Here is a 14306-nt window from a genome sequence, read left to right as displayed (position 1 = left end):
TGCAGGAAAATACGATGACCGAACTGAATAATCTCATAGGCAGTGAATTTTCGGATACGAATAGTTTACAGTTCCTAAGTTTTACCTTGGGTAATGAAGAGTATGGTGTTGATATTTTACGCGTTCAGGAAATTCGTAGTTGGGAGCCCGTGTCACGTATACCAAACGTACCGGCCTATGAAAAAGGAGTTGTCAATCTAAGAGGTTCTATTGTACCTATTATTGATCTTCGTGAAAGATTCAATTTGGACAATATTGTCTATACTCCTTTAACTGTAGTTGTCGTCTTACAAGCACATTTTGAAGCGAAAACTCGCATCATGGGTATCGTAGTCGATACGGTTTCAGATGTGATAAATGTTGATAAAAAAAATATCCAAATATCACCCACTTTTGGTACTAAAGTAAGTACTGAATTTATCAATGGGTTGGTTTCGGTAAATGAGCGGATGTTGATACTTTTGGATGTCGATAAATTATTAAAACTGGAGGGTGTGACTGATGAACATGACAATTATTCTTAGGCCTGTCTCCTTTCAAGTTTTTATGGAGAATTTGTAATGAAACATAATACCCCTGTAACTGACCGCGAAGTTTTGATGAAGGATAATACCATCCTGGTTACCAAAACTGATCTCAAAGGGAAAATCACATTTGCAAATGATGACTTTATTGAAATAAGTGGTTTTACAGCCGAAGAGTTAATTGGCTCTGATCATAATATTGTACGTCATCCTGATATGCCTGTTGAAGCATTTGCAGACCTGTGGGCAACGATTAATCAGGGTAAGCCCTGGCGACAACTTGTCAAGAACAGGACTAAAGCGGGGGATTATTATTGGGTTGAAGCCAATGTTACACCCATATACAAAAATAATAATATTGAGGGATTCTTATCTGTAAGATACAGCCCAAGTCGTGATGAAATTCGATGTTCAGAACAATTCTATGATCAATTACGTAACCATAAAGCCACTATCAGGCCCAGTGGCTTTTTTGAAAAAATCAATTTCATTAAAAGATTATCAGTAAAGAATAAGTTAATTATTTCTAGTTTATTTTTTTTGGTGCCTGCTTTGCTTGCAATTCTTTGGGTTGTCAAAGAAAAAAATATGATTATTGAGTTTGCGCAACAAGAAGTTTTGGGTACCGAATATCACATTGCATTTACTGGGTTATTGCTACATATTGGTGACTATAGTGGTATTTCAAACCAAAATATAAAAATAGATACTTCAGCAGTTGAGCAAATTCGGCACATTATTGATGCAGATATTACTGTATTGGATAGTTTGGATACTAAATATGGTGAGATTCTAAAAACCAGCCAAGCCTGGCGCGCAATTAAACAAAATTGGGTAACTCTGTCTACAGAAAATACAACGCTGTTAACTGCTGAAGATATTTACCAAAAACAAAGCAAATTTATTGAATCCTTATATACGTTTATTGGCGAGCTAAACGATCACTCCAATTTGATACTTGATCCAGATTTGGATAGTTACTGGTTGATGGACATGAACTCTATCAAACTCCCAGAGTTGGTGGAGAGGCTCGTATTTTTAAGAAGTTATTTGGCCCTAAATTACAATAGCCAATTGCTTACGGAGAAACAGAAAATAGATTTAATGGTTAAATATCAGTTGGCGCAGACATTATTTGACAAAGCAACAGAATCTGCTGCAAAGGCGACACACTATAATGATACCGTAGCTGCAGCTGTTAGTGTCAAACGGGCAAGTTTTGAATCAGTGGTTCAACAATATTTAAAAGATATCCGCTCAAATTTAATTGAAGGCGAGAGCACCGCTAGTTCCAGCGAGCAGTATTTTAATGCTGGCACTAAAGCCATCCAGAGTGTTGAAAACTTATATATTGTTGGAGAAAATAGTTTAAAGCAATTATTAGAAAATCGGATTCATAAAGTTGAACAAGAAAAATGGGAACTACTTGCCATTGTCTTTACTTTGTTGTTTTGTAACTATTCAGCGTAAATAATTAAAAAAAAGCTTGACAAGGTTTTTGGTCGAAAAATAAAAAATTCAGTGAACTGCCAGCTTGTAGTGGAATGACGTATTTAGCTACGCATTCGGCAACTACAATTCCTCAATTGCAACATTAAATAGAAGGGTAGTGACTCTTGGTCGTTCGTGGCCTACATCGCAACCTCGAAGGCAAAAATCGACTTTTAAAACTGGCCTTATAATACCGCTAACAGTAACGGTTTAGCGGTATATTAGTTTGACTGTCGATAATATCAACATTGAAGACACCATCAAAAAAGTTCAGCAACTGATCGCTGATGAAGAGCATATGTCATCAGCTTTGCGTGCGACCTTAGAAGTCATGATCATGCTGATTCAAATAATGGCTAATCGTTTAAGCCTGACTAGCCGAAATAGCAGCAAACCGCCTTCTACGGATCGTTTTAAAGATCAAGACAAAGTCAGTGGCGATGACGAGAACAAAGGCAAAAATAGAAAGCGCGGTGGGCAGTTCGGTCGGATAGGTACAACTTTAAAAAAAGTGGACGATCCCGATGAAATTGAAATTCTGGAATTAGATCGGGCGACTTTACCACCAGGGAACTATCAGGAAGTTGGTTTTGAGATCCGCCAAGTATTTGATATTGAGATTCAGCGCCTTGTGACCGAATACCGCGCTCAAGTTCTGGAAGATCAATTTGGCAAACGTTTTACAGCCTCTTTTCCGGTTGAAGTCACTAAAGCGGTGCAATACGGGAATGGCGTCAAAGCACAGGCCGTGTATTTGTCTCAATATCAACTCATTCCCTACCAACGTGTTCAAGAGCAATTTCAGGATCAATTCCAACTACCGATCAGTGTCGGCTCAATCTTTGAATTTAACCAGCAAGCTTATCATTTGCTCGAACAATTTGAATTGAAACTCATCACGAAAATACTCGCCTCGTCCCTATTGCATTCCGATGAGACCGGGATCAACATCAATGGGAAAAATCATTGGCTGCACTGTATTTCGAACCAGCAATGGACGCTCTTTTACGCCCACGCCAAACGCGGCATGGAAGCAATAACCGCTATGAATGTTTTAACCCGTTTTACAGGTATTCTCTGCCACGATCACTGGAAGCCCTATTTCCAGTTGAACTGCCTGCATGCCTTATGTAACGCTCACCATTTGCGCGAGCTGACCTATGCCGAAGAACAAGAGAACCAAGCATGGGCTAAGGATATGCGAGAGTTGCTTGTTTCTATCAATGAGGCTGTTAAGGCCCAGGGCGGTGTTTTATCCGATTCTATAGCGGCAGGCTATACCGATCAATATCGGGCAATTCTTAAAGAGGCTGAGCAGGAATGTCCTCCCCCGCTCCCAGAGAGAAAGGAAGGACAACGGGGACGACTTAAACGCAGTAAATCGCGAAACTTATTGGAGCGGTTAATCAACTTTGAGCAGCAAACCTTAAGGTTTATGACTGATGCCAAGGTACCCTTTACCAATAACCAAGGAGAGAACGACATCAGAATGACCAAGGTTCACCAAAAGATTTCAGGCTGTTTTCGTAGTCAGGAAGGTGCTGATATTTTTTGCCGTGTTCGAAGTTATTTATCAACATGCCGGAAAAACAACATATCAGCCAGCGAAGCGTTGACACTGCTCTTTAATGGCAAATTGCCGGATTTTATACGGTGACGACCAAAATTCGCTGAGCGTGATAAATTACGCTGAATAGTTACGTTGTTTTTTGCATTAACTATTGCTTTTTTTGTTATCAGACATATTGCCAAAAGTATTAATGTTGTGAATAGTGTGTTCAGTCGCTTAGCCAATGATCATTATAAAAACCGCATTAATCTGGATGAAGCTGATGAGTTTGGCGAGATGTTGAGGGGGTTGCAGAATATGCAAATCAAGTTATATTCTGAATTAAGTGAGGCCAGAGACCAGGCGCAAAAAAACTTACTGATTAAACAGGCTTTAGATAATGTGCAATCCTGTGTAATGGTGGCTAATCCAAATCAAGAAATTATTTATATGAATAATACGGTATTGGCCATGTTTCAAAATGCTCAGTCAGATATTCGTAAGCAATTACCCAATTTTGATGCAAATAAGCTGTTAGGTGCCAATATTGATCAATTTCATAAAAATCCGGCACATCAACGTGGATTACTTGGCAATTTAACCAGTACCTTCTCATCGCAGCTGTTTATTGGTGGGCGGTATATGAATATTGTTGCCAATCCTGTCATCAATACTGACGGAGAGCGGATCGGTATTGTAGTGGAATGGTTGGATAGAACTCACGAAGTTAAAATTGAACAAGAAATCGAAGCTATCGTCGAAGCTGTAAAAGCTGGAGAATTATCAAATCGCATATCTCTCGATGATAAAAATGGCTTTTTTCAAAAACTCAGTGAAGGCATTAATGCTTTGAGCGATATTATTGAACGCGTGTTTAGTGATATAGGCAACACGATGCAATCAATGGCAGAAGGTGATTTAACTCAGCGAATTGAGAGCGATTATCAGGGAGATTATCTAAATTGTAAAAATGATATTAATGCAACTCTTGATAAACTGAGCGATATTTTTGGCCAAGTCAGCGAGTCTGCCAATTTTATTAATAACTCTTCGCAAGAAATTGCGAGTGGTAATAATAACTTATCACAAAGAGCCGAACAGCAAGCGGCCAATCTTGAGCAAACTGCAGCCAGTATGGAAGAGTTAACCGGCACAGTAAAAAATAACGCGAGTAATGCGCAACAAGCCAATCTGGTAGCCAATAATGCCAAAGAATTGGCTGAAAATGGTGGTAAGGTGGTAAAAGCGGCTGTTTTAGCTATGCAAGAAATTAACGAAAGTAGCAATAAAATTGCCGATATTATTGGTGTAATTGATGAAATTGCTTTCCAAACCAATTTATTAGCTTTAAATGCTTCAGTGGAAGCCGCTCGAGCGGGTGAACAAGGACGTGGCTTTTCCGTTGTAGCTACCGAAGTGAGAAATTTAGCGCAGCGTAGTGCTACCGCCGCTAAAGAAAGTAAAGAACTGATTCAAAATAGTGTACAAAAAGTGCGTGCGGGTACCGAGTTTGTTAACGAAACAGGTAAAGCTCTGAGTGAAATTGTCGCTGGGGTAAAGAAAGTCGGCGATATTGTGGCTGAAATTGCTGCAGCCAGTGTAGAGCAATCAGCGGGTATAGGACAGGTCAATCAGGCCGTATCGCAAATGGATGAGATTACACAACAAAATGCTGCCTTAGCTGAGCAGGCATCCGCAGCTAGCGTATCAATGAGTGATTTATCCACTAATATGGTGGATATATTGGCATTCTTTAAAACTAATAAAACAATCAATATGGCCGATCATCGTCCTGGTTTAAATGAGATAAAGGCGGATAAAGTTAAACAGGCAAACACCGAAAGCACTAAAAAAGTGGCTGTAGAATCGTATAAGAAATCGGGGTATCAGCAAAGCATCTCCTCAGAAGATGAATGGCAAGATTTTTGATGAAAAGTCTATTTTTCCCTAGTTTCTTTAGGATATGAATTCATGACACTACAGAGTTTGCCTGAAAAACAAATCGAACAATTTCTGACTTTTGAGTTAGCTGGAGATGCTTATGGCATTGAAATTCTTAAGGTTCAGGAGATTCGCGGATGGGAACCTGTTAGAAAACTGCCGAATACGCCTGATTTTGTAAAAGGAGCACTCAACTTAAGAGGATGCATAGTTCCTATTATCGACCTACGTGAACGTTTTAATATTGCAGGTTTGGAATATACCCCAACCACAGTAGTAATCGTTTTGTCTATTAAAACCCCTCAGACTGTTAATTTGATAATAGGCATGGTTGCTGATGCAGTATCTGATGTTTTTGATATTAATCTAGCCGATATTAAGGAAGCACCCAATCTGGGTTCTAAAATAAATACTTGTTATATTCGTGGTATGTATGTTAGAGAGAGCGGTATGGTAATGCTTTTGGATGTGGATAAGCTTTTAAATCCAGAAGAATTTATTGATATTTCAACATTGAAATGACTGCTCGTATTATTGCGGTTCTCAATCAGAAGGGAGGGGTTGGTAAAACCACAACCACTGTCAATTTAACTCATGCTCTGGCGAGAATGGGGAAAAAAGTATGTGTAATTGACCTAGATCCTCAGAGTCATTTGGCTGTATCTCTCGGCGTTGTAGCCTCACAAATCACAGGTATTGACGAGGTTATGCTTAATCATTCCAGTATACAAAGTCAACTCATACATACTCGGGAGTATCTGGATTTAATTGTGGCAGGTCCGCGTTTACAGGAAATAGAACAACTTAATGTCGGCGGTGCTCAGCGCGGAGATTTGTTAAGAAAGGCGTTAGTAAACAATGTTAGCGATTATGATTTTGTGTTTATCGATTGCCCACCTTCTTCTGGTGTATTAGTGGCTAATGCCTTGTTCGCTGCGAACGAGTTATTAGTACCAATGACCAGCGATTATTTGGCTTTACAAGGACTTTCGCATTTGATGGGTACCATCAGAAAGTTCGAAACGGTTATAAAAAAGAAATATAAACTTTCCTTGGTTGTTTCTAGATATATTCCTTCACGGAGACTATCCAAAGATGTGTTGATCACTATGCAAAAGTACTTTGCTGGTAAAGTGTTAGCAACACCCATCAGAGAAACAGCATTTTTGGCGGAATGTCCGAGTTTTGGAAAAACAATTTTTGAATATCGCCCCGGTTGTCGTTCTGCAAAAGATTTTGTATTACTAGCTAAAGATTTTTTAGAGGGAAGGGTAATGTAATGGCTGAAAATCAAGAAACGAGTTTAATAGGTTACGATCCATTAGTTTGGTTAAATGAGCCAGTTGAAGAGTTAAAAAATACATCTGAAACGATAGTAAATTCGGCTTCCATTTTCGACTCAACAGATCTCGATGAGAAAATCGATACCGAATTACTTGACTCATTTCCTGTAGAGGAAAGCAGTGCGTTTGAACCGACAACAAAACTATCCGCCACCGAAACTACGCCTGTAGTGACGTCAATTGCCCTTGATTCGATAATGAATATTCGAAATGTCGCTGAGTTGCATGAACGATTCTGTTTAGCGTTGGACGGCAGTAATAAGATTGATATTGACGCTTCTGCAGTCACTGTTGTAGATACGGCAACCTTACAATTGTTACTTATTTTGAAACAAACTGCGATTAAAATGCAAAAACAGGTGGTGATAGATTTTCCTTCAGATAAATTTATCGAAGCTTGTGATTTGCTCGGTATTTCTGCCTTGTTGGAAGTTGATAAAGCCGTATCCGGTTTTTTTTAGTTGGCAAATCATCATTATATTGAGGCAATAAAAATGCGCGATTTCGAATACACCTTAGCCGATTTTGATATGTTAAGGTCACTTTCCAATCAGCATTCTGGAATTTTAGTCCCTGACGATAAGTTCGATATGTTTTATTCGCGCTTATCGAAACGAGTCAGATTGTTGGGCTTCTCTAGCTTTAAGCAATACTGTGAGTATTTAAAAAATGAACCTGATGAATTTGTCGAGTTTATAAATGCCATCACCACCAATTTAACATCTTTTTTTAGAGAAAAGCATCACTTTGATTACGTTAGTAAAACGCTTATTCCTGAGCTAATAAAAAAGAATAGTGATAGTAAGCAAATTAAAGTGTGGTCTGCAGGTTGTTCAACTGGCGAAGAACCCTACTCAATTGCCATGGTACTGAAAGAAAATCTGCCTGCTGATTGGCAAATAAAAATATTGGCGACAGATCTGGATACTCATGTTTTGCAAACCGCAGTTGCCGGAATTTACAGTCGTGGGAAACTAACAGGTGTCAGTGATGAGCGTTTGCAGCGTTGGTTTCAGAAAGGTATAGGAAATCAAGAAGAAAAAGTAAGAGTTAAGCACGAATTAAGGCAGTTGGTGCATTTTAAACAATTAAACTTAATGCAACAATGGCCGATGAAAGGTTATTTTGATTTTATTTTCTGTCGTAACGTTTTGATTTATTTTGATAAAGAAACTAAAGCTATGTTGGCTAATCGGTATGCAAATTTGTTAATGGAAGGGGCGTACTTGTTTATTGGTCATTCCGAATCTTTACATCAAATGGATACCGGATTTAGTTTGGTTGGAAACACTATCTACAAAAAAATATCTAAATGAAAGAAAAACAGATTGTTTATCCTGCTTCAATAAGAGGATTTGAAAATATCAATCGGTATTGGGACGATGAAAATCAGATAATTACTGCCAAATTGTTGCCTGGTGATTATTACGTCACTTTTCAGGATGAGATGATTACCACGGTATTAGGGTCTTGTGTGTCTGCATGTATTCGTGATGCGGAGACAGGAATCGGTGGCATGAATCATTTTATGTTACCGCAGACAATAAAAAATAGATTGAATAGCCGCGATGAAAGTGTCGTTGGCACTGCCACTCGTTATGGAAATTTTGCAATGGAACATTTAATTAATATTATTCTTAGCAACGGTGGAAAACGTAAGAATCTTGAAGTTAAATTGTTTGGTGGTGGAAAAATAATCCCGACATTAAGTGATGTAGGTGCTGCCAATATTCAATTTGTACTCGATTATGTTGATACAGAGGCATTACGGTTAATATCAAAGGATTTAGGTGATATCTATCCAAGAAAAGTTAATTTTTTTCCACTGACAGGAAAAGTAAGAATGAAAAAAATTAAGGACCTACACAACGACACCATTATGTTGCGCGAAAAACAATATGGATCAAGTCTCATAAATATGCCTGTTGAAGGTAGTATAGAGCTGTTTTAGGTAATATTTATGCAAAAAATAAAATTATTGATCATTGATGATTCCGCTTTAATTCGGCAAATGCTTACCAAAATCTTTAATGAATCAGGTGATATCGAAGTTGTCGGTACGGCAAGTGATCCTATTATTGCCAGAGAGAAAATCAAAGCCTTAAACCCGGATGTTTTGACGTTGGATGTAGAAATGCCTCGTATGGATGGTTTGACATTTCTGCGCAATCTCATGAAATTACGACCGATGCCGGTAGTAATGGTTTCTACGCTGACCGAGAAAGGAGCCGATGTGACTCTGGAAGCCTTACAGTTGGGAGCCATTGATTTTGTAGCCAAGCCTAAAACGGACGTTTCCAATAGTTTGCGAGAATATGCAGAAGAGATAATAGCTAAAGTCAGAATGGCCGCCAAAACACAAGTAACCAGTTTGCAGGTTAAGAGTTTTACATCAGGAGTAGGGGCAGATAAAAGTCAAATATCAATAAAAAAACATTTTAAAACTACGCACAAAATTGTCGCTTTGGGCTCATCAACCGGTGGAACAGAGGCATTAAAAACAGTTGTTAAAGATCTACCCAGCAATGCACCTGCTATTGTTGTTTCCCAACATTTACCCGTTGCTTTCAGCGTTTCTTTTGCCCGACATGTTAACGAAATGACTGAAATGACTGCCTATGTTGCTAGTGAAGGGCAATTAATTTTGCCAGGTAATATCTATATTGCGCCTGGTGATAGACACTTACAAGTAATCCGAGATGGCGCTCGTTACGTTTGTCATTTAAATAACGGCGACCCCGTGAATCGCCATAAACCTTCGGTAGAGGTTATGTTCCGTTCGGTAGCAGAAAATGTGGGTAGTAATGCAATTGGTGTTATGCTCACTGGGATGGGGGCTGATGGTGCAGTCGCTATGCGAGAAATGCGAGATGCGGGTGCCATTAACATTATTCAGGACCAAGCGACGAGTGTAGTATGGGGCATGCCAGGTGAGGCGTTTAAGTTAGGTGCCGCTAATTTTGTTTTGCCAATTGATAAAATTGCGGCTCAAATTTTGGCGTTAATAGATTGAGAATTTATGAAACAGTTTTTTAAAGATAACTTGATTTCCATCGCTTTAAGTTTGTTTCTTTTAAGCTTACCTGCCTTTTTACCAAATTCGAGTATCCATTGGATCTCTTCGCCACTCATAATAATTGTTTGGGGCGTCGGTGCGTTTAATCAGCAGCGACGATTAAACTCAGTATCTGTTGCGCAAAAATTGAGTAGTGAAAAAATTTCCAATGCAACAATAGAACTTTATATGGCGAATGTTCAAGCAATTGTTGAGCAGGAAATATCCCGATTTCACTCGGAGCTTTTACAACTTAAAGCGATGGTTGCTGATGCTGTAGTGCTTATGTCTGATAGTTTTAATAATTTACATAACTTAACTTCCTTACAATCAAAATTAGTACACACCTTGGTGCATGAACTTGATGGAGGCGTTGATAATAGTGGTAATACATTAAACTTTGCCGATTTTGCCTTAAAAATAGATGAAGTATTACGATTTTTTATCGATCATATTCTGTTAGTCAGTAAACAAAGTATGGAAATGGTAGGGGTTATATCCGATGTAAACGGGCATATGTCGCAAGTTGAAAAATTATTGGTTGATGTACAAAAGATTGCAGATCAAACCAATTTATTAGCATTAAATGCAGCAATAGAAGCAGCCAGAGCGGGAGAAGCAGGACGCGGATTTGCAGTAGTCGCTGATGAAGTGCGAAATTTATCTAAACATTCCAATAAGTTTAGTGAAGAAATAAAAAAAGTGGTCGGTGAATCAAAACATAAAATTGAAGTAGCACAAGTGATGATAGAGACGATGGCATCAAAAGATATGAATGTCGCCATTACCGCTAAAGGCAGTATCGATCAAATGATGCAGGATATTTCAAATATGAATGTTAAAATTGCAGGCAATGTATCGCAGGTGTCTGATTTAACAGGTGAAATAGAGTTGAATGTCTCCACTGCTGTGCGTGGGCTACAATTCGAAGATTTAGCCAGGCAATTAATTGAACACCTTTATCAAAATATGGACCATTTTAATATCTTAATGGATGAATTGGGTATTAGTATGGGTTCTATAAGCTCAGGAAATCCAGAGCTTTGCGAACAAGAATTAAAGAGTGGCATTCAACGATTAACAGAAAAGCGACAACAATGGGAAGTTAAACAAACGACTGTTTTACAATCTTCAATGTCTGAAGGTGAAGTTGATTTGTTTTAATTTTAAACAGTTATGTTTCCTTGAAAAAGTGTACTTCATAAAATTCAAAGCAAATAGTGGTTTCGATCAAACTTATAGATTAGTCGGTTACACTGAATGTTCAAAAATAGGGAGTTTGTGCGGTTTACTTCGTACTGTCTGCAGAAGCATCCTTGGCATTAAATGCTTGTGGTATAGTCAAATTCGCTAATATAAATAATACCTTACTCGATAGGGTATAGTGTTTTTAGAGAAACTGAGAAGGATGTAAAAAATGAGTATTAGTGCAGACGTTAAGTCTGGAGTTTTATATATAAAGGTGAGTGGACGTTTTGATTTCGGGGTACATAATGAGTTTCGTGAAGCGAGTAAGCTAGCAGAGTCTGGCGTAAATCTGATAGAAATTGATTTGGCCAATGCCGATTATCTTGATAGTTCTGCATTAGGTATGCTTTTAGTTCTGCGTGATAGAATGACGGGCGACAAGAATGCTGTGCATATTAAAAATGCTAAAAACGAGGTTAAAAAAATAATCGAAATTGCCAATTTCGATAAACTTTTTACTATCTTATAAAGAACTGTTTTAATTTTAGAGATGAAAATGTTTTTAAACCTGTTGAGGCTGGTTATTGTTGTGATATTTCGAGTTGCCAGTTTTTTCACTAAGATGGATAGCTAAAGGTATAATCTAGTGATGACTACTCAAACCGATTTTTCAAGTTTTCGTTTTATCCGTGAATTCTTACAGAGAATATTACCTAATTCGCAGATCGTATCACTCGCTAGTATCCTACTATTTGGATCATTGTTGATCTATGTCTTAGCTGGATTATTAACACCTGTATTTGCTTCGATTATTTTAGCGTATCTGTTGGAAGGATTGGTTTCTAAAGCAGAATGTAGAAGCTTACCGCGTTTAGTGGCTGTATATTTAGTGTTTTTTGCTTTTTTGACAGGATTAGGATTTGTATTATTTATTCTTATACCAATGGTATCAGAACAAATGGTTCAGCTGGTACAGCGCATACCTGAAATTATTACGAGTGCCCAAACCGAAATTATGCGGTTCCCCGAGAACCATCCAGAACTGATTTCTAAAGCAAGAATAAAAGATATTATGTTTGCAGTGCAGCAAGATTTATTGGTGTATGGCCAGAAATTAATATCGGGTTCTGCACAATCTTTTGCAGGTTTAGTTGCCGCTATTATTTACCTGTTTCTAGTACCATTAATGGTATTTTTTTTTCTGAAAGATAAAAAAATCTTGCTTGATTGGTTTGTGCAATTTTTGCCAGCAGATAGAACTTTAACTTTACGGGTTTGGCAGGAAGTTGATTTGCAAATAGCCAATTATATCAGAGGAAAGTTTGTCGAAATTCTCATTCTCTGGTTTGCAAGTTATCTGGTGTTTTATATTTTAAACCTAAATTACGCCATGTTACTTGCTATGCTAATGGGCTTTTCAGTGTTAATACCTTATGTAGGCGCTACCTTAGTAACATTCCCAGTTTTAGGTGTGGCTTATGTACAATGGGGGGCAGAGCATGGTGATGAGTTTATGTATGTGTTGATTGCCTATTCATTAATTCAGGCAATAGATGGCGTGGTTTTGGTTCCTTTATTGTTTTCCGAAGCGGTTAATCTGCATCCCATTGCCATTATCATTGCAATTTTGTTTTTTGGTGGTTTATGGGGGTTTTGGGGTGTTTTTTTTGCAATTCCGTTAGCTACATTGGTAAAAGCGGTATTAACAGCGTGGCCAAGGCCAAGTATTGCGCCTACTAACAGTTAGCTAATTACCCGACAAAAATAAAATACGTAGATTGTATTCACTGTTAGCGCTTTCAAAGACTATTTGCGAAAGCGATAATAAATATAAGTAAATTTTTACATTTATATCTCTACAAGCGATGAAATGAGTGATGTAAAATGACACTCAGTTGTTTACGGTTCATTGACTAAACAATTGCAGAGCAAAATATCAGAAATCCCCTATTTACTGAGTCAGCAGACTCTTTATCTTATCTTCAAAGGGCAATTAAGATGCTTAAAGAAATCGAAATTAATCAGCAAGCTAAGATTGCCGAATGCGCCTATTACAAAGCTCAGCTTAGAGGATTTATTCCAGGATACGAATTGACTGATTGGCTGGAAGCAGAACAGGAATGTGAAAAAAAAGTTAGAGTGAACGCATTAAAAGTCATAAAAAAATCTAAAACCAGTTAATCGCAACGTTTTGTCAAAAATGTTTAGAACAAAAAACGTATGTATATTGTGAATAAATTCTGAGTTTTCTATTAAGAGGAATTGTATGTGTTGGAGTGGAGAGGCATCGGCAGGCCTTGCCGTTACGGGATTTATTAGCACAGCTTTTTTTTATCAAAAAGGTGAGTCAAAAGTACTTTGCCTAGCGCTGGCTTATTTTTCTCTGATGGAGTTATTGCAGGCTTATACATACACCGTCATTGATCAATGTTTTAATACGGGTAATCAAATAGCAACTTTTCTTGGCTATATGCATATTGCTTTTCAACCATTTTTCGTTAATGCAGTTGCCATGCACTTCATTCCAAAATTAATACAGAGACAAATCGCACCGTGGGTCTATCTCTGTTGTTTTGCCGCCGCAATTATCTTTATGATGCGTATTTATCCATTTAATTGGGCAAGTTTTTGTTATGAAAAAAGCTATCAATTATGGTTTTCAACAGGGATAAAGTTTGATATGCCTTTTTGTGGCAAGGATATTTGCTCAACTGCAGGTGCTTGGCACATTGCTTGGGCCATACCCGCTAATGGAAGTATTGAAATGGCTAATTCCTATGTTTATGCTGCATTTTTATTACCCCTGCTATACGGCTCATGGAAGTTAGTGCTTTACCATTTTATAACCGGTCCGTTGTTATCCTTTTTGACCACCAATAATATGAACGAATGGGCCGCAGTGTGGTGTTTGTATTCTATTGGTTTGTTGTTATTACTCATCAAAACGCCTATTCGATATTATTTGTATGTCAAAAACTGGTATGGTCAGTCTTTTCCAATTTCTAAAGTGAAAAAATATAGACAACGTAAAATATTTAGACTCGATTTAATGCCTCAAGATGATGATCAGCAAAACAACCCTCAAGCTTAAAGTATAAACTAAGCATGCAGTTTTTGGTGATTGTACTTTGCGATAGATAAAATCATTAAATATAAAAGGTTGGCAAAAAACGGGTTTAAATTGCCAAGAGTTTCCAGATCTACTTTGATTAATG

The 14306-nt window shown here is 37.9% G+C and carries 15 protein-coding genes; all 15 read left to right on the top strand.

The window, feature by feature from the left end; genetic code table 11:
* The first annotated feature begins 14 nt into the window (after positions 1 to 14).
* The 15 genes from ABH008_RS20145 to ABH008_RS20075 all read left to right on the top strand — a co-directional run bounded on the left by ABH008_RS20145 (position 15) and on the right by ABH008_RS20075 (position 14182).
* On the top strand, positions 15 to 524 hold the full coding sequence (locus ABH008_RS20145; protein WP_347987400.1) for a chemotaxis protein CheW: 510 nt from the start codon (positions 15 to 17) through the stop codon (positions 522 to 524).
* 36 nt (positions 525 to 560) lie between these two features.
* On the top strand, positions 561 to 1994 hold the full coding sequence (locus ABH008_RS20140) for a PAS domain-containing protein (RefSeq protein ID WP_347987399.1): 1434 nt from the start codon (positions 561 to 563) through the stop codon (positions 1992 to 1994).
* A 247-nt stretch (positions 1995 to 2241) separates the two neighbouring features.
* On the top strand, positions 2242 to 3672 hold the full coding sequence (locus tag ABH008_RS20135; protein ID WP_347985933.1) for an IS66 family transposase: 1431 nt from the start codon (positions 2242 to 2244) through the stop codon (positions 3670 to 3672).
* Positions 3673 to 3717: 45 nt separating this feature from the next.
* Positions 3718 to 5493: a methyl-accepting chemotaxis protein gene (locus ABH008_RS20130; RefSeq protein WP_347987398.1), complete on the top strand. Its 1776-nt coding sequence runs from the start codon at positions 3718 to 3720 to the stop codon at positions 5491 to 5493.
* A gap of 42 nt (positions 5494 to 5535) precedes the next feature.
* Positions 5536 to 6027, top strand: a complete 492-nt coding sequence (locus ABH008_RS20125) for a chemotaxis protein CheW (protein ID WP_347987397.1) — start codon at positions 5536 to 5538, stop codon at positions 6025 to 6027.
* Positions 6024 to 6785: a ParA family protein gene (locus tag ABH008_RS20120; RefSeq protein WP_347987396.1), complete on the top strand. Its 762-nt coding sequence runs from the start codon at positions 6024 to 6026 to the stop codon at positions 6783 to 6785. Before ABH008_RS20125 ends, ABH008_RS20120 begins: the two co-directional genes overlap by 4 nt.
* Complete coding sequence (locus tag ABH008_RS20115; protein WP_347987395.1) at positions 6785 to 7309, top strand: STAS domain-containing protein; 525 nt, start codon at positions 6785 to 6787, stop codon at positions 7307 to 7309. The genes ABH008_RS20120 and ABH008_RS20115 overlap by 1 nt, the downstream gene beginning before the upstream one ends.
* 33 nt (positions 7310 to 7342) lie before the next feature.
* Complete coding sequence (locus tag ABH008_RS20110) at positions 7343 to 8164, top strand: protein-glutamate O-methyltransferase CheR (protein WP_347987394.1); 822 nt, start codon at positions 7343 to 7345, stop codon at positions 8162 to 8164.
* Complete coding sequence (cheD, locus tag ABH008_RS20105; RefSeq protein ID WP_347987393.1) at positions 8161 to 8799, top strand: chemoreceptor glutamine deamidase CheD; 639 nt, start codon at positions 8161 to 8163, stop codon at positions 8797 to 8799. The genes ABH008_RS20110 and cheD overlap by 4 nt, the downstream gene beginning before the upstream one ends.
* 9 nt (positions 8800 to 8808) lie before the next feature.
* A complete protein-coding gene (locus ABH008_RS20100; protein ID WP_347987392.1) occupies positions 8809 to 9861 on the top strand; it encodes a chemotaxis response regulator protein-glutamate methylesterase in 1053 nt (350 codons plus the stop codon).
* 6 nt (positions 9862 to 9867) lie between these two features.
* Entirely contained in the window at positions 9868 to 11067 is a 1200-nt protein-coding gene (locus ABH008_RS20095; RefSeq protein WP_347987391.1) for a methyl-accepting chemotaxis protein, read from the top strand.
* Positions 11068 to 11320: 253 nt separating this feature from the next.
* Entirely contained in the window at positions 11321 to 11620 is a 300-nt protein-coding gene (locus ABH008_RS20090) for an STAS domain-containing protein (protein ID WP_347987390.1), read from the top strand.
* A 120-nt stretch (positions 11621 to 11740) separates the two neighbouring features.
* Positions 11741 to 12838, top strand: coding sequence for an AI-2E family transporter (locus tag ABH008_RS20085; RefSeq protein WP_347987389.1), 1098 nt, complete (start codon positions 11741 to 11743; stop codon positions 12836 to 12838).
* A gap of 251 nt (positions 12839 to 13089) precedes the next feature.
* Positions 13090 to 13272, top strand: coding sequence for a DUF2934 domain-containing protein (locus ABH008_RS20080; protein WP_347987388.1), 183 nt, complete (start codon positions 13090 to 13092; stop codon positions 13270 to 13272).
* Positions 13273 to 13357: 85 nt separating this feature from the next.
* Entirely contained in the window at positions 13358 to 14182 is an 825-nt protein-coding gene (locus tag ABH008_RS20075) for a DUF5765 domain-containing protein (RefSeq protein ID WP_347987387.1), read from the top strand.
* Positions 14183 to 14306 lie beyond the last annotated feature (124 nt).

It is taken from the genome of Methylomonas sp. AM2-LC, assembly GCF_039904985.1.
Taxonomy (GTDB): Bacteria; Pseudomonadota; Gammaproteobacteria; order Methylococcales; family Methylomonadaceae; genus Methylomonas.
This window is presented reverse-complemented; position numbering and strand designations above follow the sequence as displayed.

Excerpts from the sequence above, each read along its gene's own strand:
- ABH008_RS20110 (WP_347987394.1), top strand. The coding sequence starts at position 7,343 with ATGCGCGATTTCGAATACACCTTAGCCGATTTTGATATGTTAAGGTCA.
- ABH008_RS20100 (WP_347987392.1), top strand. The coding sequence starts at position 8,809 with ATGCAAAAAATAAAATTATTGATCATTGATGATTCCGCTTTAATTCGG.
- ABH008_RS20145 (WP_347987400.1), top strand. The coding sequence starts at position 15 with ATGACCGAACTGAATAATCTCATAGGCAGTGAATTTTCGGATACGAAT.
- ABH008_RS20115 (WP_347987395.1), top strand. The coding sequence starts at position 6,785 with ATGGCTGAAAATCAAGAAACGAGTTTAATAGGTTACGATCCATTAGTT.
- ABH008_RS20095 (WP_347987391.1), top strand. The coding sequence starts at position 9,868 with ATGAAACAGTTTTTTAAAGATAACTTGATTTCCATCGCTTTAAGTTTG.
- ABH008_RS20080 (WP_347987388.1), top strand. The coding sequence starts at position 13,090 with ATGCTTAAAGAAATCGAAATTAATCAGCAAGCTAAGATTGCCGAATGC.
- ABH008_RS20140 (WP_347987399.1), top strand. The coding sequence starts at position 561 with ATGAAACATAATACCCCTGTAACTGACCGCGAAGTTTTGATGAAGGAT.
- ABH008_RS20090 (WP_347987390.1), top strand. The coding sequence starts at position 11,321 with ATGAGTATTAGTGCAGACGTTAAGTCTGGAGTTTTATATATAAAGGTG.
- ABH008_RS20120 (WP_347987396.1), top strand. The coding sequence starts at position 6,024 with ATGACTGCTCGTATTATTGCGGTTCTCAATCAGAAGGGAGGGGTTGGT.
- ABH008_RS20075 (WP_347987387.1), top strand. The coding sequence starts at position 13,358 with ATGTGTTGGAGTGGAGAGGCATCGGCAGGCCTTGCCGTTACGGGATTT.
- cheD (WP_347987393.1), top strand. The coding sequence starts at position 8,161 with ATGAAAGAAAAACAGATTGTTTATCCTGCTTCAATAAGAGGATTTGAA.
- ABH008_RS20125 (WP_347987397.1), top strand. The coding sequence starts at position 5,536 with ATGACACTACAGAGTTTGCCTGAAAAACAAATCGAACAATTTCTGACT.
- ABH008_RS20085 (WP_347987389.1), top strand. The coding sequence starts at position 11,741 with ATGACTACTCAAACCGATTTTTCAAGTTTTCGTTTTATCCGTGAATTC.